The organism is Saccharothrix isguenensis (assembly GCF_052936305.1).
Window position 1 is genome coordinate 3,115,381 of sequence record NZ_CP193626.1, and the last position, 22,975, is coordinate 3,138,355.

23 protein-coding genes are annotated in these 22,975 nt (G+C 71.7%); 14 read left to right on the forward strand and 9 right to left on the reverse strand.

Translation table 11 applies throughout. The features are described 5' to 3' along the window. Positions 1-215: 215 nt before the first annotated feature. Positions 216-1,727, reverse strand: coding sequence for a diguanylate cyclase domain-containing protein (locus ACRAKI_RS14680; RefSeq protein ID WP_447007632.1), 1,512 nt, complete (start codon positions 1,725-1,727; stop codon positions 216-218). Between the two features lie 59 nt (positions 1,728-1,786). On the opposite strand from ACRAKI_RS14680, the gene ACRAKI_RS14685 reads away from it, so the two are divergent. Both ACRAKI_RS14685 and ACRAKI_RS14690 read left to right on the forward strand, forming a co-directional pair. Further along, positions 1,787-2,305: a MarR family winged helix-turn-helix transcriptional regulator gene (locus ACRAKI_RS14685; protein WP_447007633.1), complete on the forward strand. Its 519-nt coding sequence runs from the start codon at positions 1,787-1,789 to the stop codon at positions 2,303-2,305. Between the two features lie 112 nt (positions 2,306-2,417). After that, entirely contained in the window at positions 2,418-2,582 is a 165-nt protein-coding gene (locus ACRAKI_RS14690) for a DUF4360 domain-containing protein (protein WP_447007634.1), read from the forward strand. 279 nt (positions 2,583-2,861) lie between these two features. Here ACRAKI_RS14690 and ACRAKI_RS14695 read toward each other — a convergent pair whose 3' ends face one another. The 4 genes from ACRAKI_RS14695 to ACRAKI_RS14710 all read right to left on the reverse strand — a co-directional run bounded on the left by ACRAKI_RS14695 (position 2,862) and on the right by ACRAKI_RS14710 (position 10,240). Further along, positions 2,862-4,313: a glutamate synthase subunit beta gene (locus tag ACRAKI_RS14695; protein ID WP_447007635.1), complete on the reverse strand. Its 1,452-nt coding sequence runs from the start codon at positions 4,311-4,313 to the stop codon at positions 2,862-2,864. Beyond that, positions 4,306-8,802 carry a glutamate synthase large subunit gene (gene gltB / locus ACRAKI_RS14700; RefSeq protein ID WP_447007636.1) on the reverse strand — a complete coding sequence of 1,499 codons (4,497 nt, stop codon included), beginning with the start codon at positions 8,800-8,802 and terminating at the stop codon, positions 4,306-4,308. The genes ACRAKI_RS14695 and gltB overlap by 8 nt, the downstream gene beginning before the upstream one ends. Positions 8,803-9,186: 384 nt before the next feature. After that, positions 9,187-9,399, reverse strand: coding sequence for a hypothetical protein (locus ACRAKI_RS14705; RefSeq protein ID WP_447007637.1), 213 nt, complete (start codon positions 9,397-9,399; stop codon positions 9,187-9,189). 136 nt (positions 9,400-9,535) lie between these two features. Beyond that, positions 9,536-10,240 (reverse strand): VIT1/CCC1 transporter family protein, encoded by a 705-nt coding sequence (locus tag ACRAKI_RS14710; RefSeq protein WP_447007638.1) that lies wholly within the window; start codon positions 10,238-10,240, stop codon positions 9,536-9,538. A gap of 130 nt (positions 10,241-10,370) precedes the next feature. Here ACRAKI_RS14710 and ACRAKI_RS14715 point away from each other — a divergent pair, with 130 nt between their 5' ends. Continuing rightward, positions 10,371-10,994: a peptidoglycan recognition protein family protein gene (locus tag ACRAKI_RS14715; RefSeq protein WP_447007639.1), complete on the forward strand. Its 624-nt coding sequence runs from the start codon at positions 10,371-10,373 to the stop codon at positions 10,992-10,994. A gap of 103 nt (positions 10,995-11,097) precedes the next feature. Here the strand turns inward: ACRAKI_RS14715 and ACRAKI_RS14720 are convergent, their stop codons facing one another. Next, a complete protein-coding gene (locus tag ACRAKI_RS14720) occupies positions 11,098-11,652 on the reverse strand; it encodes a hypothetical protein (RefSeq protein WP_447007640.1) in 555 nt (184 codons plus the stop codon). 105 nt (positions 11,653-11,757) lie between these two features. Then, entirely contained in the window at positions 11,758-12,540 is a 783-nt protein-coding gene (locus tag ACRAKI_RS14725) for an SGNH/GDSL hydrolase family protein (RefSeq protein WP_447007641.1), read from the reverse strand. A 134-nt stretch (positions 12,541-12,674) separates the two neighbouring features. Between ACRAKI_RS14725 and ACRAKI_RS14730 the strand changes: the two genes are divergently transcribed. The 4 genes from ACRAKI_RS14730 (at position 12,675) to ACRAKI_RS14745 (ending at position 16,160) form a co-directional block, all read left to right on the forward strand. Beyond that, positions 12,675-13,211 carry a TetR/AcrR family transcriptional regulator gene (locus tag ACRAKI_RS14730; protein WP_447007642.1) on the forward strand — a complete coding sequence of 179 codons (537 nt, stop codon included), beginning with the start codon at positions 12,675-12,677 and terminating at the stop codon, positions 13,209-13,211. A gap of 31 nt (positions 13,212-13,242) precedes the next feature. Next, a complete protein-coding gene (locus ACRAKI_RS14735) occupies positions 13,243-13,923 on the forward strand; it encodes a response regulator transcription factor (protein ID WP_447007643.1) in 681 nt (226 codons plus the stop codon). After that, positions 13,920-15,200, forward strand: coding sequence for a sensor histidine kinase (locus ACRAKI_RS14740; protein WP_447007644.1), 1,281 nt, complete (start codon positions 13,920-13,922; stop codon positions 15,198-15,200). The genes ACRAKI_RS14735 and ACRAKI_RS14740 overlap by 4 nt, the downstream gene beginning before the upstream one ends. A gap of 240 nt (positions 15,201-15,440) precedes the next feature. Further along, positions 15,441-16,160: a CAP domain-containing protein gene (locus ACRAKI_RS14745; protein ID WP_447007645.1), complete on the forward strand. Its 720-nt coding sequence runs from the start codon at positions 15,441-15,443 to the stop codon at positions 16,158-16,160. Here the strand turns inward: ACRAKI_RS14745 and ACRAKI_RS14750 are convergent. After that, a complete protein-coding gene (locus ACRAKI_RS14750; protein WP_447007646.1) occupies positions 16,142-16,633 on the reverse strand; it encodes an Lrp/AsnC family transcriptional regulator in 492 nt (163 codons plus the stop codon). The two genes, ACRAKI_RS14745 and ACRAKI_RS14750, sit on opposite strands and share 19 nt — an antisense overlap. Positions 16,634-16,755: 122 nt before the next feature. Between ACRAKI_RS14750 and pdhA the strand changes: the two genes are divergently transcribed. The 7 genes from pdhA to ACRAKI_RS14785 all read left to right on the forward strand — a co-directional run bounded on the left by pdhA (position 16,756) and on the right by ACRAKI_RS14785 (position 21,952). Beyond that, positions 16,756-17,829, forward strand: a complete 1,074-nt coding sequence (gene pdhA / locus ACRAKI_RS14755) for a pyruvate dehydrogenase (acetyl-transferring) E1 component subunit alpha (protein WP_447007647.1) — start codon at positions 16,756-16,758, stop codon at positions 17,827-17,829. Further along, a complete protein-coding gene (locus tag ACRAKI_RS14760; RefSeq protein WP_447007648.1) occupies positions 17,826-18,830 on the forward strand; it encodes an alpha-ketoacid dehydrogenase subunit beta in 1,005 nt (334 codons plus the stop codon). Before pdhA ends, ACRAKI_RS14760 begins: the two co-directional genes overlap by 4 nt. Further along, positions 18,823-20,088, forward strand: coding sequence for a dihydrolipoamide acetyltransferase family protein (locus ACRAKI_RS14765; protein ID WP_447007649.1), 1,266 nt, complete (start codon positions 18,823-18,825; stop codon positions 20,086-20,088). The genes ACRAKI_RS14760 and ACRAKI_RS14765 overlap by 8 nt, the downstream gene beginning before the upstream one ends. Before the next feature lie 73 nt (positions 20,089-20,161). After that, entirely contained in the window at positions 20,162-20,422 is a 261-nt protein-coding gene (locus ACRAKI_RS14770) for a hypothetical protein (protein ID WP_447007650.1), read from the forward strand. A 43-nt stretch (positions 20,423-20,465) separates the two neighbouring features. Beyond that, on the forward strand, positions 20,466-21,047 hold the full coding sequence (locus ACRAKI_RS14775; RefSeq protein WP_447007651.1) for a GNAT family N-acetyltransferase: 582 nt from the start codon (positions 20,466-20,468) through the stop codon (positions 21,045-21,047). A gap of 7 nt (positions 21,048-21,054) precedes the next feature. Next, positions 21,055-21,306, forward strand: a complete 252-nt coding sequence (locus tag ACRAKI_RS14780; protein ID WP_447007652.1) for a hypothetical protein — start codon at positions 21,055-21,057, stop codon at positions 21,304-21,306. A gap of 19 nt (positions 21,307-21,325) precedes the next feature. Continuing rightward, positions 21,326-21,952 carry a histone deacetylase gene (locus tag ACRAKI_RS14785; protein ID WP_447007653.1) on the forward strand — a complete coding sequence of 209 codons (627 nt, stop codon included), beginning with the start codon at positions 21,326-21,328 and terminating at the stop codon, positions 21,950-21,952. Here the strand turns inward: ACRAKI_RS14785 and ACRAKI_RS14790 are convergent. Then, complete coding sequence (locus ACRAKI_RS14790) at positions 21,927-22,970, reverse strand: GDSL-type esterase/lipase family protein (RefSeq protein ID WP_447007654.1); 1,044 nt, start codon at positions 22,968-22,970, stop codon at positions 21,927-21,929. The two genes, ACRAKI_RS14785 and ACRAKI_RS14790, sit on opposite strands and share 26 nt — an antisense overlap. Between the last annotated feature and the right edge of the window lie 5 nt (positions 22,971-22,975).

The window sequence follows — 22,975 nt, forward strand, 5'->3', positions numbered from 1 at the left end:
ACCTCCGGTCGCCTGAACAGGACACCTCCGAGTGCCCTGACAGCGCCGAGCGCAAACAGGGGGCACCTCAAGCGCGAGCAGTCCTCGGAGGAGGCGGGCCGCACGCGGCCCGGGGCGGCGGCGCGGATCGACCGGCCCAGCCGGCGGGTCGCGCGGTCGTACGTGCCGGACTGCCGGGTGTCGCGTCACGCGGTCCCGGCAGTGGTCGCGCGGTCCTAGGAGTGGATGACGAGCCCCCGCCCGCCCCCGCGCTTCGCCTCGTACATGGCGTTGTCGGCACGGTTGAGGACGGATGCGGCGGTGGCTTCGGGGTCCTGGCCCGCGCAGATCACCACGCCGACCGACGCGCTGATCTCGTCGCCGAGCGCGTCGAGCACGCGGGACGCCACCTGTTCCGGCTCGGCCACCCCCTCCACCAGGACGCCGAACTCGTCACCGCCCAGCCGGGCCACCACGTCGGTGTCGCGGACGCACTGCAGCAGCCGTTTCGCGACCTGTTCGAGCACCGCGTCACCGTACGCGTGACCGGACACGTCGTTGACCGCCTTGAAGTCGTCCAGGTCCACGAACAGCAGCCCGAACGGCGTGCCGTCGCGGTGGTGGGCGGTCAGCGCCTCGTCCAGCCTGCTCTCGAACAGCGCCCGGTTGGCCAGCCCGGTCAGCGGGTCGTGGTGCGCCTGGTGGTTCAAGCTGTATTCGGATTCCCGCAGCAGCAGCACCAGCTTCGTGTTGTCCACCAGGGTCACCAGCTGCCGCAGGATCACCGCGACGAACACCGTGAAGCCGGACGCGATCTCCACCCCGTCCAACGGCCGCAGGTCGCCGATGAGCGTGCGGCGCACCACCAGCACGCTGCTGACCAGGAGCGGTACGTAGGGCATGAGCAGGTACGCCCACTGCCACCGCCGGCGGTTGCGGTCCGGGCCCGACGCGGGCGACGCCACCGGTGCCAGCGCGGCCAGCGCGATCAGCGCGGGCCCGATCACGAACCCGGCGTTGGCCAGGGGTGGCACCTCGGGCGCCTGGATGCTGACCAGGTAGGCGAACGCGAGGTCGGACAGGGACAGCCCGACCAGTCCCAGCCCGAGCAGCCGGAGCTGGTTGCGCAGCACGACCTTCCGGTCCGCGCTCAGCACCACCACGATCACCAGCAGCGCCAGGTCCGTCACCGGGTAGGCGATCGCCACCAGGAAAGCCGCCGTGCTCGGGTTGCCGCTCGCGACCAACCCGCCGAGCGACGTGGTCCACGTGAGCACGAACAGCGAGCCGGTCACGATCAGGCCGTCCAGCAGCAACACCAGGCGGGCGCTGTGGGACCGGCGGTCGAGCAGCGCGTCCGGCGAGCCGGAGCGGCGGAAGTTGCCGATGACCAGCAAAGCGATGAACGCGAACGGCACGATGCTCAGGTACCCGGCGTCCGCGAGCGACGGTGACGGCACGGCCCGCCGCTCGACCAACTGGTACCACGTCCACAGGGCCTGGCCGGTCGACCAGCCCGCCATGCCGAGTCCCATGGCGAGCCGCCAGTGCCGGTCCGGCCCGGTGGTCCGGCGTGCCGTCCACAGGCAGCAGCCCGTCGCCAGGAGGCCCGTGGCGAGCTGGGCGAGGTCGTCCAGCACGACGGCGCCCTCGCCCTTGACGATGTCGAAGCTCGCGGCCACGGACGCGGCGGTGGCGATCACCAGCACGACCGCGGCCGTGGTGGCGAACCGACGCGTCCCGATCACGCCGGCCAGTGTGCCCCATTCGCGTGCCGTCGGCCGTGTCGCCCTGCCAGGATCAGCGAGTGGCAGAGCAGGAGGTCCCCGTCGCCGCGGAAGTGGTGACCCAGCAGGATTACGAGCGTTTCGCACGTTATCGGATCGCGGAGTCGGGCGGGGACGCGGACGCGTTCGGCCTCTCGTACAACGTGCTCCACCTGGCCTACATGATGATCACCGACTACGAGGCGCTGGTGCACCGCGAGCACGGGTGGACCATGCCGGGGTTCCGGTTGATGTTCAAGCTGTGGATCCTCGGGCCGACCCAGCCCGCCCGGCTGGCGGACCTGTCCGGCACCACGCGGTCGGCGATGTCCAACCTGATCAACACGTTGGAGCGGGCGGGGCTGGTGAAGCGGACCCGGGACGACCAGGACCGGCGGGTCGTGTTCGTGGCGCTCACCGAGCACGGCGGCCAGTCCGTGGCGCGGGCGTTCCCGAGCCAGAACGCGCGGGAAGCGCGCTGGTTCGAGGCCTTGGACGACGACGAGTGCGCGCGCATGGTGCAGCTGATCCGGCGCGTGGTGGCCTCCCGACCCGGTTGAGGCGAGGCCCGGTCGAGGACCGAGCGGATCCCGAGCGGGTCGCGAGTGGCTCCCGGGTAGCCGATGGGCGAAGGCTGGCAGGCGACCGACACCCCCCGAACTCGACGCGATCGTGTACCACCCGTGCGGTGAGCAGCGCCTGTTCGACATCAACACCGAGCTGCGGGTGGGTGCGGGCACGTCCGACCCGACCAGGACGACGGGCTTCACGTCGACGGACTCGACGGACGGCAGTGTCGAGACGACGTACCTCTTCGCCTGGAAGACCTGCCCGTAGAACGACGCGGTCCCGGCGGACAGGCGCCGCGCCGGGCCTGCTCAGCGGTCACGGGAAGGGGTCCCCGGTGGCCGGACCACGCTGTCCGGCCACCGGGGACGGTTCATCGGGACGCCGCGCTGGGCGGCGGGCACCTGCCCACCGCGGCGTCCGGATCGGCGGTGCCGCTCCGAGGACGGCCACGGCACGCCGTGTAGCGGAACGCGTGGCCGGACCACGCTGTCCGGCCACGCGGGAAGGGGGTCCCCGTGCGCACGCCGTTGTGCGCACGGGGACGGCTCATACGAGCGGCCGGTCGGTCGGCTCGATCGGCCGCGGCAGCACGTGCCTGCCGGTCAGGTAGGCGTCCACGCCGGCGGCGGCGGAACGGCCCTCGGCGATGGCCCACACGATCAGCGACTGGCCGCGGCCCATGTCGCCGGCCACGAACACGCCGTCGACGGAGGTCGCGAACGAGTCGTCACGGGCGACGTTGCCGCGTGCGTCGAGACCGACGCCCAGCTCGGTGAGCAGGCCGTCCTTCTCCGGGCCGACGAAGCCCATCGCCAGCGTCACCAGCTGCGCCGGGATCTCCCGCTCGGTGCCCGGCACCGGCTCGAACCGCCCACCGGACGCCTCGACCTCGACCAGCTTCAACGCCCGCACCGCGCCCGCGTCGTCACCCAGGAACTCCACGGTGGACACGGCGTACAGCCGCTCGCCGCCCTCCTCGTGGGCCGACGTGACCCGATAGAGCATCGGGTAGGTCGGCCACGGGTGGGCCTCGGCGCGCTTCTCCGGCGGCCTCGGCATGATCTCCAGCTGCGTCACCGACAGCGCGCCCTGCCGGTGGGCGGTGCCCACGCAGTCCGCGCCCGTGTCGCCGCCGCCGATGACCACGACGTGCTTTCCCCCGGCCGTGATGGGCGGCGCGTCCAGCTCGCCGCGCGCGACCCGGTTCGCCCACGGCAGGTACTCCATCGCCTGGTGCACCCCGGACAGCTCCCGGCCCGGCACGGGCAGGTCGCGCCACGCCGTCGCGCCACCGGCGAGCACCACCGCGTCGTAGGACTCCCGCAGCTCCTCGACCGTGACGTCGACGCCGACGTCCACACTTGTCCGGAACTCGGTGCCCTCGGCCCGCATCTGGTCCAGCCGGCGGTCCAGCCGCCACTTCTCCATCTTGAACTCGGGGATGCCGTAGCGCAGCAGCCCGCCGATGGCGTCCGCCCGCTCCAGCACCACCACGTCGTGGCCCGCGCGGGTCAGCTGCTGGGCGGCGGCCAGGCCCGCGGGCCCGGAGCCGACCACGGCGACCTTGCGGCCGGTGCGCGTCGGCGGGAGCTGCGGCGTCACCCAGCCCTCGTCCCACGCCCGGTCGATGATGGAGATCTCGACCCGCTTGATGGTGACGGCCTCGCCGTTGATGCCGACCACGCACGCGGCCTCGCACGGTGCGGGGCACAACGTCCCGGTGAACTCGGGGAAGTTGTTGGTCGCGTGCAGGCGTTCCGACGCGAGCCGCCAGTCCTCCTTCCACACCAGGTTGTTCCACTCGGGGATCAGGTTCCCCAGCGGGCAGCCCTGGTGGCAGAACGGGATGCCGCAGTCCATGCAGCGCCCGGCCTGCTTCTCCAGCTTGGGCTGCTCGAACTCCTCGTAGACCTCGCGCCAGTCGCGCAGGCGCAGGAAAACGGGACGGCTGCGAGGGGTCTCACGTTCGGTGGTGAGGAACCCACGAGGGTCAGCCATGGGATGCCTCCATGATCGCTTGGTTGACGTCGCGGCCCTCCAGCTCGGCCCGCGCCTGTGCCGCCAGCACCCGCTTGTAGTCCTTCGGCATGACCTTGGTGAAGCGGTCCACCGCCAGGTCCCAGTCGGCCAGCAGCGCGTGCGCCACCGCGGAGTCCGTCTCCAGGTAGTGCTTCTCCACCGCACGGCGGAGGAACTCGCGGTCCGACTCGTCCAGCGGGTCCAGGTCCACCATCTCCTGGTTGACCCGCTGCACGGCCGCGTCCAGCACGTACGCGATGCCGCCCGACATGCCCGCGGCGAAGTTCCGCCCGGTCGTGCCGAGCACGACCACGCGCCCGCCGGTCATGTACTCGCAGCCGTGGTCGCCCACGCCCTCGACGACGGCCAGCGCGCCCGAGTTGCGCACGCAGAACCGCTCGCCGACCTTGCCGCGCAGGAAGACCTCGCCGCCGGTCGCGCCGTAGCCGATCACGTTGCCCGCGATGATGTGCTGCTCGGCGACGAACTGCGCGTCGGTGACCGGCCGGACGACGATCCGCCCGCCCGACAAGCCCTTGGCCACGTAGTCGTTCGCGTCGCCGATGAGCCGCAACGTGATGCCGCGCGGCAGGAACGCGCCGAACGACTGCCCGGCGGTGCCGGTGAACGTGATGTCGATCGTGTCGTCCGGCAGCCCTTCACCGCCCCACCGCTTGGTCACCTCGGAGCCGAGCATGGTGCCGACGGTGCGGTTCACGTTGCGCACCGGCAGTTCCAGCCGCACCCGGTCACCGGACGCGATCGCGCCCTCCGCGAGCTGGATCAGCGTGTTGTCCAGCGCCTTGTCCAGCCCGTGGTCCTGCGTCACGACCTGGTGCCGCGCCGCGCCTTCCGGCAGCGGCGGCACGTGGAAGATCGGCGACAGGTCGAGCCCGGCCGCCTTCCAGTGGTCCACGGCGGCCCGCGTGTCGAGCAGGTCCGCGTGCCCGACGGCCTCGGCCAGGGTGCGGAAGCCGAGCTGCGCCAGCAGCTCCCGCACTTCCTGCGCGACGAACTCGAAGAAGTTCACCACGTGCTCGGCCTTGCCCGCGAACTTCGCCCGCAGCACCGGGTTCTGCGTGGCCACGCCGACCGGACAGGTGTCGAGGTGGCAGACCCGCATCATGATGCAGCCCGACACGACCAGCGGGGCGGTGGCGAAGCCGAACTCCTCCGCGCCGAGCAGCGCCGCGACCACCACGTCCCGTCCGGTCTTGAGCTGGCCGTCGGTCTGCACCACGATCCGGTCGCGCAACCTGTTGGCCAGCAACGTCTGCTGCGTCTCGGCCAGGCCCAGCTCCCACGGGCCGCCCGCGTGCTTGATGGACGACAGGGGGGAGGCGCCGGTGCCGCCGTCGTGGCCCGAGATCAGCACCACGTCCGCGTGCGCCTTGGAGACGCCCGCCGCGACCGTGCCGACGCCGACCTCGGAGACGAGCTTCACGTGGATGCGCGCCGCCGGGTTGGCGTTCTTCAGGTCGTGGATGAGCTGCGCCAGGTCCTCGATCGAGTAGATGTCGTGGTGCGGCGGCGGCGAGATCAGGCCGACGCCCGGCGTGGAGTGCCGGGTCTTGGCGATCCACGGGTACACCTTCGCGCCGGGCAGCTGGCCGCCCTCGCCGGGCTTCGCGCCCTGCGCCATCTTGATCTGGATGTCGTCCGCGTTGACCAGGTACTCGCTGGTGACGCCGAACCGGCCGGACGCCACCTGCTTGATCGCCGAACGCCGCGAGTCGCCGTTGGCGTCGGGGGTGAAGCGCTCGGCGTCCTCGCCGCCCTCGCCGGTGTTGGACTTCGCGCCCAGCCGGTTCATCGCGATGGCCAGCACCTCGTGCATCTCCTGCGAGATGGACCCGTAGGAGATGGCGCCGGTGGCGAACCTCTTGACGATGGAGGAGACCGGCTCCACCTCGTCGATCGGCACGGGCGGGCGCACGCCCTCCTTGAACGCGAACAGCCCGCGCAGCGTCAACAGCCGCTTGGCCTGCTCGTCCACCGCCCGCGTGTACTCCTTGAAGATGTCGTAACGCCCGGTGCGGGTGGAGTGCTGGAGCTTGAACACCGTGGTCGGGTTGAACAGGTGGGCCTCACCCTCGCGCCGCCACTGGTAGTCGCCGCCGACTTCCAGCTCGCGGTGGTGCGCCCGGACGCCGTCGACCGGGAACGCCATCCGGTGCCGCCGCGCGACTTCCTCCGCGATGACGTCGAACCCGATGCCGCCGAGCCGCGAAGTGGTGCCGGTGAAGCAGGTGTCCACGACCTCGTCGCCGAGGCCGATCGCCTCGAAGATCTGCGCACCGGTGTAGGACGCGACGGTCGAGACGCCCATCTTGGACATCGTCTTGCGCACGCCCTTGCCCAGCGCCTTGATCAGGTTGCGGGTGGCGACCTCCGGCTCGACGTCCTCCAGCTCCTCGACGGAAGCCATGGCCAGGTAGGGGTTCACCGCCTTCGCGCCGTAGCCGATGAGCAGCGCGATGTGGTGCACCTCGCGGGCGTCGCCCGCCTCCACGATCAGGTCCACCTGGGTGCGGGTCTTCTCGCGCACGAGGTGGTGGTGCACCGCGCCGGTCAGCAGCAGCGACGGGATCGGCGCGTGGGTGGCGTCGAGGCCCCGGTCCGACAGCACGACCAGCCGTGCGCCGTCCGTGATCGCCTGCGACACCTCGGCGCGGATCTCGTCCAGCCGGCGCACCAGCGCTTCCCCGCCGCCCGCGACCTCGTACAGGCCGCGCACGGTGAAGGTGCGGAACTCCGGCAGCGTGCCGTCGTCGTCCACGTGGACGAGCTTGGCCAGCTCGTCGTTGTCCAGCACCGGGAACGGCAGCGAGATCCGCCGGCACGACGACGCGTCCGCGATCAGCAGGTTCGGCTCCGCGCCGAGCGTGGCGTGCAGCGAGGTCACCAGCTCCTCGCGGATCGCGTCCAGCGGCGGGTTGGTCACCTGGGCGAACAGCTGGCTGAAGTAGTCGAACAGCTGCCGCGGCCGGTCCGACAGCGGCGCGAACGGGGCGTCGTTGCCCATCGAGCCGATCGGTTCCGCGCCGGAACGGGCCATCGGGCCCAGCAGCAGCGCCAATTCCTCTTCGGTGTAGCCGAACGCCTGCTGCCGGCGCACGAGGGACGAGTGCGTCGGCACCTCCCGCTCACGCGCGGGCAGATCGGCGAGGTGCAGGATGCCGTCGGCGACCCACTCCTGGTACGGGTGCTCGGCCGCCAGCTCGCCCTTGATCTCCTCGTCGTCGATGATCCGCCCCTGGGCGGTGTCGACGAGGAACATCTTCCCCGGCTCCAACCGGCCCTTGCGCACGATCGTCGTCGGGTCGAACTCCAGCACGCCCGCCTCGCTGCCGAGCACGACCAGGCCGTCCTCGGTGACCCAGTACCGCGCCGGGCGCAGGCCGTTGCGGTCCAGCACCGCGCCGATCAGCGTGCCGTCGGTGAACGCCACCAGCGCGGGGCCGTCCCACGGCTCCATGAGCGTGGAGTGGAACTCGTAGAACGCGCGGCGCTGCGGGTCCATCTCGGCGTGGTTCTCCCACGCCTCCGGGATCATCATGAGCACCGCGTGCGGCAGGCTGCGCCCGCCCAGGTGCAGCAGCTCCAGCACCTCGTCGAAGGTGGCCGAGTCGCTCGCGTCGCGGGTGATCACCGGGAACACCCGGGACAGGTCACCGGGGATCAGGTCGGTGGCGAGCATCGACTCGCGCGCGTCCATCCAGTTCCGGTTGCCGCGCATGGTGTTGATCTCGCCGTTGTGCGCCACGTACCGGTACGGGTGGGCCAGCGGCCACGACGGGAACGTGTTGGTGGAGAACCGGGAGTGCACCAGGCCGATGGAGCTCGTCACCCGCTCGTCGGTGAGGTCGGGGAAGAACCGCTCCACCTGGGGCTCGGTGAGCATTCCCTTGTAGATGATCGTTCGCCCCGACAGGCTCGGGAAGTACACGTCCGTCGCGTGCTCGACGCGCTTGCGGACGACGAACGCCAGCCGCTCGAGCTCCAGGCCCCCGGTGCCTTCCGGGCCGGCGAGGAAGAGCTGGCTGAACGCGGGCATGGTGGTCTTCGCGGTCGGCCCGACGTGGTCGGTGTCGACCGGCAGTTCACGCCACCCGAGGACCGTCGCCCCTTCTTCGGCGGCGATGCGCTCGATCTGTTCCCTGACCTCGTCCTGACCCTCCTGGGGGAGGAACGCGGTACCGACCGCGTAGCCGCCGGGCTCGGGCAGGGGGAAGCCGACGACCTCGCGGTAGAACGCGTCGGGCACCTGGATCAGGATGCCCGCGCCGTCGCCGGTGTCAGGTTCGGCGCCGCGCGCGCCCCGGTGTTCGAGGTTGCGCAGCGCCACCAGGGCCTGGCTGACGATCGCGTGATTTCTGCGGCCGGCCAGGTCGGCGACGAACGCGACACCGCAGGCGTCATGCTCGTACTGCGGGTCGTAAAGGCCTTGCGGCTGGTGGTGGGTCACAACGGGCCCTCCCGTGGCGTCGTCCGGGCATCGTCCGGGCATACGGATGCGGCCGAACGCCCACGCGCGGCTTTACGCGGACAGCTCGGCCTACAGGTACTGGCTGGGGATCCACGCCCGAGAGATCTTCGGCGTGGTGACCGCACTCCGTTGTGCGGGAGAACTGCACTTCCTTGTACGCGCGTGCCGCGGCCGGATGGGCCGTGGGACGCGCTGGGCGGTGCACCGGGGTTGCCGGGGTCTTGTGACGATAGTGTGAATTCGCGGTTATGGCTCTAGTCCGAGAGGGCGTCGTGGTGAATCACACCACTACTTGACGCCGTTCCGACCATCGCGGTACACCCGGTCGGACCTTTAATTCTGTTCCTTCAGTTGCCGCTGAAGTTAGTTTCGGGCTCTTCTGGACTCCCTCACGCAGCCTGCGGCGACGACCAGGCACAGGGCCCCGAGGGCGCCCTGCCACCACGCGGCCTCGCTCACGGCGAGGATGACGTTGACGCCGGCGACCAGCGTGAAGAGGGTCGCGAGGAGGGTCCAGAGCCGCCGTTCGGCCTTCTCGCCGCGAGGGAAGAAGACGAATGTGGGTGGGTGGGTCACGGCGGGCACCTCCAGTCCGGGCTTGCCGCGCTCGACGTCGACAAGTCAGGGTGGGCTACCCGCAGATTGCGTACTCCACACCTTCAGGTGGCGACTTTCTTCCGGGGACCACCCAGCGTGTGTGTCGTGATCGCGATCACCCCACCGTTACGCCGAACAGGAGGCCGACGTAGTAGGTGATGACCATCGTGAGTGACCCGACGACGACGTTGCGCCGCACCGCGTGGCCGACCCTGCTGGACCCGAGGCGCGCGCTGATCACGCCAGTGAGCACCAAACCGGCCAGCACGGCCACGGCGCACGCCCACACCCGCCAGGCCGTCGGCGGCAGCACGATCGCGATCACCGGGATCAGCGCGCCGACCGAGAACGCCACCAGCGACGCCCACGCGGCCTGCCACGGGCTGGTCAGGTTGTCCGGATCGATCTGCAGCTCGGCCTCGGCGTGCGCGCGCAGGGCGTCCTGCTCGGTCAGCTCGCGGGCCACCCGCACGGCCAACTCCTCGGACAGCCCCTTGCCCCGGTAGATGTCGGCGAGTTCGCGTTCCTCCACCTCCGGCATGTCGCGCAACTCCTGCGCCTCCAAGCGGAGTGCGGCCCGTTCGGTGTCCCGCTGGGTGCTGACCGACACGTACTCGCCGCCCGCCATCGACAGCGATCCGGCGACCAGTCCGGCCACGCCCGCGGCGAGGATCGCGGTCCGGTCGGCGGTGGCGCCCGCGACGCCGACCACCAGGCCGGCCGTGGACACGATGCCGTCGTTCGCCCCGAGGACACCGGCGCGCAGCCAGTTCAGCCGTCCGGAGAGGTCATCGTGGTGCGGTTCGCCGGGGTGCGTCATGACGCAGATGGAACCACCACTCGGCTAACGGGTGGAGTCCTGGGCGCGATCGGGTGAGGGGCTGGACACCGGTCCTGTTCGGCGCGGCGATCACCCCGTGATCCACTCCCTGGTGACGAATGGAGGAGCGGTGGTCACCAGACGCGCGGTGTTGCTCGGGGTGGGGGCGGTAGTGGGGCTGGGCGCTGTGGCGCTGCCGCCGCGTCCCGTCCGGCGACGCGTCGAGCCGTGCTCGGAGTGGGCCGCCCGGCCGCCCGTCGAACGGCCGGTGTCGTTGGGCCGCGAGCCGGAGCGGATCCTGGTCCACCACACGGCGACGGACGACGCGACGGACGTGTCGCGGGAGCACGCGCACCGGCTCGCCCGGTTCTTCCAGGACTTGCACGTGGACGACAACGACTGGGGCGACACCGGGCAGCACTTCACCATCACGCGGGGCGGGTCGGTGTTGGAGGGGCGGCACGGCAGCCTCGACGCGTTGCTCGCCGGTGACCGGATGGTGGAGGGCGCGCACGCGTTCGGGCAGAACCGGAACCCCATCGGGGTCGAGAACGAGGGCACGTACGTGGACCAGGTGCCACCGGCGGCGCACTGGGACGCGCTGGTGTGGCTGTGCGCGGTGATCTGCCGCCAGTACGGCATCCCGCCCGCGGAGATCCACGGCCACCGCGACTTCTGGGACGGCACGGTGTGCCCCGGCGACGCCTTCCACGCGTTGTTGCCGAGACTGCGGGCCGAGGTCGCGTTGGCCTAGGCGTGCGGGCGCGGCGACCGTGCCGGGGACGGTGACCACTCCGTGCAGGACGCGCCGCGACTCGTCGGGAACCCGCGCACGGCACGCCTCGGTGGCCGGGCGATCAACCGGTCTCCACGATGCGCCACTGCGGTCCGCCGACCCAGGTGGCTTCGAGCCGGGAGGTGTGCCCGGGTCCGGTGAACTCGACCACGACGGCGTCCGCCGGTTGTTCGACGGTCGCGGCGAAGCCCTGGCGCGGGGTGGCGGAGACGGGTTGCATGTCGGCGGGGGAGAAGCGGATCGCGGCCACGCCGCCGTGGAGGCGGAAGCTGCGCAGGTACACCGGCCGGCCGTCCTCCTCGGCCCACGTGCCGTTCTCCGACGGCAGGGGCGGCGTCGTGGTGGTGACGACCGCGGTCGTGGTCGGAGCGGCCGTCGCCACCACCGCCGCGGCCGTGGTCGTCGTCGTGGTCGGCACGGGCACGGGCGCGGTAGTGGTCGTCGTCGTCGTGGCGGCGCTGCTGCGGATCGCCGACGACTGCGTGGGCCCGGCCACGACCCGCGGCCGTTCCGGCACGCCCGCGTCCAGCACGAACCGGATGCCGAGCCACGACAGCACCACCGCCACCGCGGTCGACGCCGACCACGCGGCGAGGTACTGCAGGCCCCTGGTCACGCGCCCATCCTGCCGGCGGACCGGCGTGGAGGCCCCGGCCGGGCGGCGCGGACCCGGAAGTCCGCGCCGCCCGGACCGGACGGGCGTGAGGGCACGCGCCTGGGGTCAGCCGGTGACGGTGTTGAGCAGGGCCAGGTAGCCCTGGCTGTAGCCGGTGGCGTTGGGGTGGAACGACTCCGCCAAGCGGAACAGGGAGAACTGGTTGATCCACGGTGACCGGCCGCAGGCGCCGTGGCCGGCGAAGTGCGCACGGGCGTCCACGTAGCGGACTCCGGCTGCCGCCGCGCGTCCCGCGATGACCTCGTGCAGGGCGTCCGCGCCCCGGTTGAGCGCGGCACGCTTGGTCGTGTTCATGCACGTGCCGGTCGGCTCCACGAGCCTGGGGTAGCCGAGGACGATCACGGTGGCGTTCGGGGCGCGGTCGCGGATGGTGGCGTAGGTGCTGTCGAGCCGTGGGGGCAGGGTGGTGCGGGCGCTCTCGATGCCGGCGTTCACGGCGTTGACGCAGCTGGTGTCGCTGCCGGTGACGCACGTGATCATGGTGTTGGCGAAGCCCACGTCGTTGCCGCCGATGGTGATCGTGACCTGGTCCGTGCCCGCGTCCAGCGACGCGAACTGGTCGGTCATGCTCTGCGTGGTGGCTCCACCGCAGGCGGCGTACTTGAACGACGACACCGCGTGCGTGTTCGCCCAGAGCTGCGCGTACCCGCGCGGGCTGCGGTAGCACGAACCGCTGACGTACGGCGGCGCGCCCGTCCCGGAGGAGTACGAGTCGCCGAGCGCGACGTAGTCGACGGCCGCCGCGGCCTGCGCCGCGGTCGAGGTGAGCATGACGGCCAGGGCGGCGGGCAGCACCGCGCACACGACCTTGCGAAGACGTAAGCGCACGTCCGGTCCTCCTCGGGAAGTCACCTGCGTGAAGGCGGCAGGTCGCCGACGTTACGAAGGCGTTCCGAGGGATCACAGACGGTGCTATTCTCGTTACTTGCGAGTAACATGAGCCGCTTCGCCGGGGTGCCGCCATGATCGTTCCGCGCCGCAGCGACGCCCTGAGGAACCGGGCGGCGATCATCCGCGCGGCCGAGGAGCTGGTGGCCCGGGGCACGACCCCGTCGCTCGCCCGGGTCGCCCGCCTGACCGGGCTCGGCCAGGCGACGGTGTACCGGCACTTCTCCGACCGCCGCACCTTGGTGCTGGCCATGGCGCGAGAGCACCTGGCGCTGCTGGCGGAGGCCGCCGAGCGGAACGCCCACGACCCCGCCGCCTTCCGCGCGCTCCTGGGCGCGGTGATGGCGTACCAGGTGTCCATGCGCCCGCTGGTGGACGAGCTGCGCCGGTTCCCCGAACCGGACCAGCGCGGGCACGTGCGCCGGCTGCTGGACGCGCTGCGCGGACCGTTCGCCCGTTCGCAGGCGGCCGGACACCTCCGGCACGACGTGGTGCTGGACGACGTGGTGGTGGTCCTGACGATGCTCCAGGCGGCCGTCGACTCCACACCGGACCCAAGGCGCGCGATCCCGGTGCTGCTGGACGGGCTGTTCCGCCCGGAACCCCGCTGAGCCGGGCGCCCCGCGTTATACCGTGCGCGCCATGGTCTCGGTGCTGCTCGTCGAGGACGATCCCGTGGTGCGGTCGGCGGTGACCCGGGCGTTGACCGGGCTGGGGCACGCCGTCCTGCCGGTCGGCACCGCGTTGGCGGCCTTGCGGGAGATCGGCAACGGCACGTTCGACGTCGTCGTGCTCGACCTGGGCCTGCCGGACATGGACGGCGCGGACGCCCTGCGGATGATGCGCGGGGTGTGCGACGTGCCGGTCATCGTCGCCACGGCCCGCGACGACGAGAAGGAGATCGTCCGCCTGCTCAACGCGGGCGCCGACGACTACCTGGTCAAGCCGTTCTCCAGCGAGCACCTGGCGGCCAGGCTGTCCGCCGTGCTGCGGCGGGCGCGCAAGGAAGCCGCGCCCGCGCCCCTTCGGGTCGGCCGGCTCACCGTCGACCCGGACCGCCGTGAAGCGACGCTCGACGGACGCGAGCTGAACCTGACCCGCAAGGAGTTCGACCTCCTCGCCTACCTCGCCGCCCGCGAGGGCAAGGTCGTGCCGCGCGCCGAACTCCTGGCGAACCTGTGGAACCTGCCCGGCCGGCACGACGACCAGACGCTGGACGTGCACCTGTCCTGGCTGCGCCGCAAGCTCGGCGAACGGGCCGCCCAGCCCCGCTACCTGCACACCGTGCGCGGCGTCGGGCTCAAGCTCACGGCGGCCGAGTGAGGAAGTCGCTGGCCCTCGTCTCGCTCGCCGTCACGTCGATGGTGGCGCTCGCGTTCCTGATCCCGCTGGCCCTGGTGGTGCGCCAGCTCGCCGAGGACCGGGCGGAGGCCGACGCGGAACGGCTGGCGGGTGCGCTCACGCCGGTCCTGGTGATCACCACCGACCCGGCGGCCGTGGGCCAGGCGCTGCTGAGCACCGGCGGCCGGGTCGCGGTGCACCTGCCGGGCGGCGAGGTCGTCGGCGTGCCGATGGCCACCGACGCCCAGCTCAGGGCCGCCCGTGAGCAGGGCCGTGCGTCCACCGAGGTGATCCCGGCCGGTCGGGTGCACCTCCAGCCCGTGCTGCTGGACCACCACCGGGTCGCGGTGGTGGAGGCGTTCGTGCCCGAGGCCGAGCTGTCCCGAGGCGTGCCGGAGGCGTGGCTCGCGCTCAGCGGCGTCGCGGTCACCCTCGTGCTGGGCTCGGTGCTGGTCGCCGACCGCCTGGGCGCCCGGGTCGTCAGGGCGTCCGCCGCCCTCGCCGAAGGCGCCCGCAGAATGGGCCAGGGTGATCTCACCACCCGCGTCGCGCCGAGTGGCCCACCCGAATTGCTCGACGTCGGCACCGCGTTCAACCGAATGGCCGACCGGATCGGCCAACTGGTCGCCAACGAGCGCGAAATCCTGGCCGACCTGTCGCACCGGCTGCGGACGCCGCTCACCGCTTTGCGGCTCGATTCGGAAACGCTCGGCCAGGACCCCAACGCCAACCGCGTGCGCCAGGCCGTGCACGCGCTGGAGCGCGAGGTCAACGAACTCATCCGGGCCGCCCGCCGCGAACTGGACGACCCCGACGGCAGCCGCTGCGACGCCGCCCGGGTCGTGCACGACCGGCTCGTGTTCTGGTCCGCCCTCGCCGACGACCAGCAGCGCCTGTGGAACCAGCGCGGCACCGAACGCCAGGCCCTCGTGCCGCTGACCCGCAGCGACCTCGCCGCCGCGATGGACGCGGTGCTGGGCAACGTCTTCCGGCACACGCCCGAGGGCGTCGGCTTCGTGGTCGCCCTGTTCCACCAGCCCGACCGGGTGGTGATCGTGATCGAGGACGCCGGTCCCGGCATCGACGACCTGGAGGCGGCGTTGCGGCGGGGGAGCAGCGGCGCGGGGTCGACCGGGCTCGGGCTGGACATCGCCCGCCGGGCGGCGGAGGCCACCGGCGGCTCGCTGGTGGTCGACCGGGGACCGCTCGGCGGCACCAGGGTGCAACTGCGGTTGGGCCGCGCGGAGGGGCAAGTCTGACCGCCGGCGCCTTTTCGGCGCCTGATGCCAGGTTTAAATGTTCCTTAAATAAATGCGTGTTGACAGTTCCGCGTTACCGGATAAAGTTATTCTCGGAATTGAGGTCGACCGCAGCGCTCCCACCCCTGCCCGGTCGCCCGGTTCTCCGTTCGGTGCGGCGACCGGGGCACTTACCCTGCAAAGAAGTGCACACGGTCGCCGCGCCCGAAATACCGCCGAATGCAGATTGAGGTTTTTCGCGTGTCGCGCAAGAGCAGCGTGCTGCCCGTCGTCGCCGTCCTCGCCGGGTTGACCCTGGCCGGGTGCGAGCACCCGGACGGGATGGCCCTGGTCACGGTGAGCGCCACCGCCACGATCCGCACCACGTCCTACGACGACACCCCGTCTCCGACCACGGTGACCACGGTGACCACGCCGGGCGCCACGACGTCCGCTCCGGTCGCCACGACGCCCGATGCGCCGCCGGTGGTCACCACGACCACCACCGAGCCGGCACCGGCCCCGCCGGCGCAGCCCGCCCCTCCCGGTGCCCGGACCCGGTCGGAACCGCCCGCGCCCGCGGCGCCCACCAGGACCGAGGTCGAGATCGCCGAGGCCAAGGTGGTCGAGCTGACCAACGCCGAACGCGCCGCGCACGGCTGCCCGGCCCTGTCCGCCGACGACCGGCTGACCGCCGCCGCCCGCGCGCACAGCGCCGACATGGCCGCGCGGAACTACTTCGACCACGTCTCCCAGGACGGCCGCACGTTCGTCGACCGGGTCAAGGCCGCCGGCTACCCCGCGCCCGGCGCGGAGAACATCGCCGCCGGCCAGCGCACCGCCGAGGCCGTGGTGAAGGGTTGGATGGACTCACCCGGCCACCGCGCCAACATCCTCAACTGCAAGCTGAAGACGTTGGGCGCGGGCATGGCCCGCGGCGGTTCCTACGGCATCTACTGGACTCAGAACTTCGGCTGGTGACCGTCGCGGTCGTTGCCGCCGGCGGGTAGCTCGTCGAGGATCAGGACGGTGTGGCTGGACGTCACGTCCGGCATCGTCTGCAAGCGGGAGAGGACCAGGTCGCGCAGGCTGTGCGCGTCGGGCGCCCGGACCAGCAGCACCAGGTCGTAGTCGCCGGACACCAGCGCGCCGTGCCACACCTCCGGGATCTCCAGCACCCGCTGCCGCACCGCCTTCCACGAGTGCTGGCTGATCTTGAGGTAGACGTACGCCGAGATGCCGAACCCGTAGCGCTCCGGGTCGACCACCGCCGTGTACCCGGTGATCACGCCGTCGCGGTGCAGCCGTTCGACGCGCGAGTAGGCGCTCGCGCGCGAGATGTGCAGCTTCTCCGCGAGCGTCCGCATCGACATCCGACCGTCCGCGCGCAGCTCTTCCACGATGCGCCGGTCGAGCGTGTCCAGCGGAGCCGAATGTCCAGCCCGAGCCGTCATGTGGCCGACGATAACCCCTCTGCGCGACCATCCGTCCGGATTCAGGGGCCGGATCTGGAACTTTGGCCGCTGTGACGCGGACCATGCGCAGCATCTCGTCACATGAGACACCGGAGGAGCCCATGGCCCGCACCCGCGCGCCCGAGCGGACGTTGCTGCCCAGCGACGAACCGCTGTCCCTGCTGCGCAAGGACGGCTCACCGGTGGACGACTCGCCGCTGGCCATGCCCGACGACGACGTCCTGGTCGAGCTCTACCGGCGGATGGTCGTCGGCCGGCGCTTCGACACCCAGGCCACCGCGCTGACCAAGCAGGGCAGGCTGGCGGTCTACCCGTCGTCACGCGGCCAGGAGGCGTGCGAGGTCGGCTCCGTGCTCGCGCTGCGCCCCAGCGACTGGCTGTTCCCGACCTACCGCGACTCGGTCGCACTCGTCACGCGCGGCGTCGACCCGGCCGAGACGTTGACCCTGCTCCAGGGCGGCTGGCACCTCGGCTACGACCCGTACGAGCACCGCGTCGGCCCGCAGTGCACGCCGTTGGCCACCAACACGCTGCACGCGGTCGGCTTCGCGCACGCGGCGCGCTTGAAGGGTGAGGACACGGCGGCGCTGGTGCTGCTCGGCGACGGCGCCACGTCCGAGGGCGACACGCACGAGGCGCTGAACTTCGCCGGGGTGTGGAACGCGCCGGTGGTGTTCCTGGTGCAGAACAACGGCTACGCGATCAGCGTGCCCATGTCCAAGCAGAACGCCGCGCCGTCGTTGGCGCACAAGGGCATCGGGTACGGCGTGCCGTCCGTGCTGGTGGACGGCAACGACGTGGCCGCCGTGTACGCGGTGGTGCGCGAGGCGGTGCTGTCGGGCGGTCCGACGCTGATCGAGGCGTTGACCTACCGGATCGAGGCGCACACGAACGCCGACGACGCCACCCGCTACCGCACGTCCGACGAGGTCGCCGCGTGGCTGGACCGAGACCCGGTGGACCGGTTGGAGGCGTACCTGACGACGCGCGGGCTCTTGGACAACGCGCTCCGGGCGTCGATCGCGGCCGAGGCGGAGGAGTTCGCGGCCTCCGTGCGGTCGAAGATGAACGTGGACGTCGAGCCGTCGCCGGCCGACCTGTTCGAGCACGTGTACGCCACCATGCCGAGCCACCTGCGCGAGCAGGCCGCGGCGTTGCGCGAGGAGCTGGCATGACCGCGGTCTCGATGGCCGGTGCGCTGAACCGGGCGCTGGCCGACTCGCTGGCCGCCGACCCGACCGTGCTGGTGTTCGGTGAGGACGTCGGGCCGCTGGGTGGTGTGTTCCGGGTGACCGACGGCCTGGCCGCGCGGTTCGGCGATGAGCGCGTGTTCGACACGCCGCTGGCCGAGTCCGGCATCGTCGGCACCGCCATCGGCATGGCGATGAACGGCCTGCGCCCGGTGGTGGAGATGCAGTTCGACGCGTTCGCCTACCCCGCGTTCGAGCAGATCACCAGCCACCTGGCGAAGCTGCGCAACCGGACGCGTGGACGGGTGTCGCTGCCGGTCGTGATCCGGGTGCCCTACGGCGGCGGGATCGGCGGGGTCGAGCACCACTGCGACTCGTCGGAGGCGTACTACACGCACACGCCGGGGCTGCGGGTCGTCACGCCCGGCACGCCGGATGACGCGTACCGGTTGCTGCGCGACGCGATCGCCTCGCCCGACCCGGTGATCTTCCTGGAGCCGAAGCGGCGGTACTGGGCGAAGGGCGAGCTCTCCGCCGACTCCGCGGGTTCGCCCGCGTTCGACCGGGCGTTGGTGCGGCGGGCCGGGCGGGACGTCACGTTGATCGCGTACGGCCCGATGGTCGCGACCGCGCTGGAGACGGCCGACGCGGCGGCCGAGGAGGGCTGGGACGTCGAGGTGGTGGACCTGCGGTCGCTGTCGCCGTTCGACGACGAGACGGTGTGCGCCTCGGTCCGGCGCACCGGCCGGGCGGTGGTCGTGCACGAGGCGTCCGGGTTCGGCGGGTTCGGCGCGGAGGTCGTCGCCCGGGTGACCGAGCGGTGCTTCCACCACCTGCACGCGCCCGTGCTGCGGGTGACCGGTTTCGACATCCCCTACCCGCCGCCGAAGCTGGAGGAACACCACTTGCCGAGCGTGGACCGGATCCTGGACGCGATCGCCCGGCTCCAGTGGGACGACGAGGTCGTGGGGAGCTACGGTGCCTGACTTCCGGCTGCCCGACCTGGGCGAGGGGCTGACCGACGGCGAGATCGTCACGTGGCTGGTGTCGGTCGGGGACCACGTGTCCATCGACCAGCCGGTGGTCGAGGTCGAGACGGCGAAGGCCGTGGTCGAGGTCCCGTGCCCGTTCGAGGGCGTGGTGAGCGCCCGGTTCGGCGAGCCGGGGGAGAAGCTGGCCGTGGGCTCGGTGCTCCTCACCGTCGGCCAACCGGCCGAACCGGCGGAGTCGCAGGAATCGGGCAGCGGCAACGTCCTGATTGGCTACGGCACCTCCGACGCCCCGCGCCGCCGCCGACGCCCCACCCGCGAGCCCTCCACTCCGACACCCCGAGTCGTCCACTCAGACACCGCGAGTCGTACGGTCGGACACCCGGACCCCGCCGTGGTCCCGGCCGCGCGGACAGCCCGGACGGCCGTGCCGAGCGCTGCGCCCGCCGTCATCTCGCCGCTCGTGCGGCAGATGGCACGGGAGAACGGCCTCGCGCTCGACCAGGTCGAGGGCACCGGGCCGGGTGGCGTGATCCGGCGGGCCGACGTGGAACGCGAACTGGCCGCCCGCACGGCTTCCGCCGGCACCGGTCGACGCATCCCGCTGCGCGGCGTGCGCGGCGCGGTCGCGGAGAAGCTGGCCACGTCACGGCGGGAGATCCCCGAAGCGACCGTCTGGGTGGACGTCGACGCCACCGACTTCCTCGCCGCACGCGCCGCGCTGCCCACGGTGTCACTGCTGGCGCTGCTGTCGAGGTTCACCGTGCTGGGGCTGAAGAAGTTCCCCGAGCTGAACTCACGGGTCGAGGGTGACGAAATCGTGGTCCTCGACCAGGTGCACCTCGGCTTCGCCGCCCAGACCGACCGCGGCCTGATGGTGCCGGTCGTGCGGGACGCCCAGGACCTGACCACCGCCGAACTGGCGTCCGCCATCGCCGCGCACACCGCGTCGGCACGGGAGGGCAGGCTCGCGCCCGCCGCGATGACCGGCGGCACGTTCACGGTGAACAACTACGGAGTGTTCGGCGTGGACGGCTCGGCCGCGATCATCAACCACCCGGAGGCCGCGATCCTCGGCATCGGCCGCATCATCGACCGGCCGTGGGCCGTGGACGGGCAGCTCGCGGTGCGGAAGGTCGCGCAGCTGACGCTGGCCTTCGACCACCGGGTGTGCGACGGCGGCACGGCGGGCGGGTTCCTGCGGTTCGTCGCCGACTGCGTCGAGTCCCCGATCACCGCGCTGGCGGACCTGTAGGAGCGAATCGACAGGGGAGTGGGGGCGGACCTCTGGGAGGGGATCGGTAGGAGGGGATCGGTGGGTTGGCGGGATGTCCCGTGTGGCGTGGGACGAGGAGTCCTACCCGGATCTCGTCCGCCGAGCGTGCTTCATCTGCGAGATGCCGGCCGGGAACCCGACTTCCCGCACCACGTCGAGCACCGCGAAGCACGTCGTCGGCGACTTCCCGCTGGACGACCGCCTCGCGCCCTTACCGCCCGGCGTGCCGTGCGAACAGCAGCAGTTCGCCGCGTTCTCACCCGAACTCGGCTCCTGCGACTTCCCGAGCACGACCTCGCCGCGCCGGCCGTAGAACTGGGAGGACGGCTGCGCGCGATCCTCGTAGATTGAGCGGTGTGACGAAGCCCGACTACCCCATTCGGACCCGGCGCCTGACCCTGCGCCCGTTCACCTTCGCCGACCACGCCGCGCTGCAGTCGTGGCAGTCCCGCCCGGACGTCGTGCGGCACCTCTACGGCGAGGCCCGCACACCCGAGGAGACCACCGACAGCCTGGCCGTGAAGGTCGCGGTGACCTGGCCGGAGAAGGAGGGCGACCACCTCTCGCTGGCCGTGGAGAAGGACGGCGAGGTGATCGGCGAGACGGTGCTCAAGTGGCTCAGCGAGAAGCACCGGCAGGGCGAGGTCGGCTACATCTTCCACCCCGACCACCACGGCAACGGCTACGCCACCGAAGCCGCCGCCGCCATGCTCGACCTCGGCTTCGACAACCTCGGCCTGCACCGCATCGTGGCGTCGTGCGACGCGTTCAACGAGCCGTCGTGGCGGGTGATGGAGCGGCTGGGCATGCGCCGGGAGGCCCACTTCCGGCACAACGAGATCTTCAAGGGCGCGTGGGGCGAAGAGCTGATCTACGCCATCCTGGAGGACGAGTGGCACCGGATGGCGGACAGCCCGAGGGGGCGGAGCGGCGGATGATGGCTCGATGCACGAGTACACCGTGGACAGCGGCGCCTACGAGCGCTGGCTGGCGGAGCACCAGGACGAGTTCGTGGTCAACGCCGAGCGCAGCCTGAACCCGCACAACCTGGTCCTGCACCGCGCGAGCTGCCACACCATCAACGGCACCCCGAGCCGCGGCACGACCTGGGTGGGCAGCTACATCAAGATCGTGGGCACCCGCGTCGAACTCGAGACCACCCACCCGACCGCCCGACCCTGCCGCCTCTGCCTGTGACACCCGGCATCATCGGGGCATGTCGAGCCGGTTGGTCTGGTACGTCAGCTACGGGTCGAACATGCACGCCGAGAGGTTCGCGTGCTACCTGGCCGGTGGGACGCCGGCCGGCGCGGAGTGGTGCTACCCGGGGTGCCGGGACGGGAGCCCGCCGGTCGACACCAGGGCGTTCGAGCTGCCGGGCGGGATCTACTTCGCCACCCACTCGCCGGTCTGGCTGGGCGGTCGGGCGTTCTACGACCCCGACCTGCCCGGCACGGCCGCCGCACGCGGGTACCTGGTGACGGCGGCGCAGTTCGCCGACGTCGCCGCACAGGAGATGTACCGGGAACCCGGCGCCGACCTCGACCTGACCGCCGTGCCGGCGAACGGAAGGCACGTGCTGGGCGAGGGTCGCTACGAGACCCTGCTCCACCTGGGCGAGCACGACGGCCACCCGGCGCTGACGTTCACCGCGCCGTGGAGCGCGGCCGACGTCGAGCACACCGCGCCGTCGGCCGCCTACCTGAAGATGCTGGGCTCCGGCCTCGCCGAAGCGCACGGCTGGACCGCCGAACGGATCGCCGCCCACCTCGCCGGCCGCACGCCGTTCTGGACCGCGGCCGACGTCGCGGCGCTGGTCAGTCCTTCTCCACCACGGCCGTGAGGTTGCCGTCGTCCCCGGCGACGCACGACGCCTCCCGCTCCGGCATGGTCAGGAACTCGGTCATGCACCGACCGAACTGCTCGTACCCGCGCGCGTTGGGGTGGAACGACTCCTGCAACGCGTGCGGCGCCCGCAACTCGTCCCGCAGACCGTCGAAGTCGATCGTCAGCCGGGTGAACCACTCCTCTTCCGGCCGCTTCCCGCCCATGCACGCCTCGCGCTTCTCACCCGCCCTGGACAGGTCGAGGAACCGCGCGTTCACCGCCTTCGCCGCCGAACGCAGCCCGTCCGACAGCTGGTCGACCGCCGTTTCCCGGACCCACTCCATGTCACCGCTGCGCAGCGGGCACCCGCTCAGGTTCTGGAGTTCGAACGGCAAGCCCGGCGCGACCGGCGAGGCATAGGACTGGAGGACGAGCGTGTACGACCGGGGCGTGTAGCCCTCGTCCTGCAACACCCGGCGGACGTCGCGCAGCGCCCGTTCCACCTTGGGCACCATCCGGTCGACCCGGGCCTCCCACTCGCCGGCCATGGCCTGGGCGCAGTCCGTGCGGCGGTCGATCCACGCCTTCAGGCACGCGCCCAGCACGTCCGAGAACCGCGGGTCGTCGTTCGCACCCACGGCGACCACGACCACCGACACCCGGTACTCGCGGGCGATCGCCGCCAGCTGCCTGGCCTGCGAACCTTCGGTGTTGCGCACCTGGTCGGTGATGCCGACCTGCTCCGAGTTCGCGCCCGAGCAGGCCAGGTTGAACACCCTGTCCACGCCCTCGACCTGCGTGTTGTGGACCGACGCCCGCAACGACCGGTGGCACCAGTTGCCGTTCTCGCCATCGGTGCCCGGCTCGTACGTGCCCGCGCCCTCACCGGCCATGGTGCTGTCACCGAGCGCGACCAACGCCCGCGGCGCGTCGCGCGCCGGACCGGGGGTCGACGGGTAGGGCGAGTCGCTGACCACCAGCAACAGGGCAAGCAGCGGTAGCACCAGGGCGACGGCCACGATTCGACGCAACATCGACG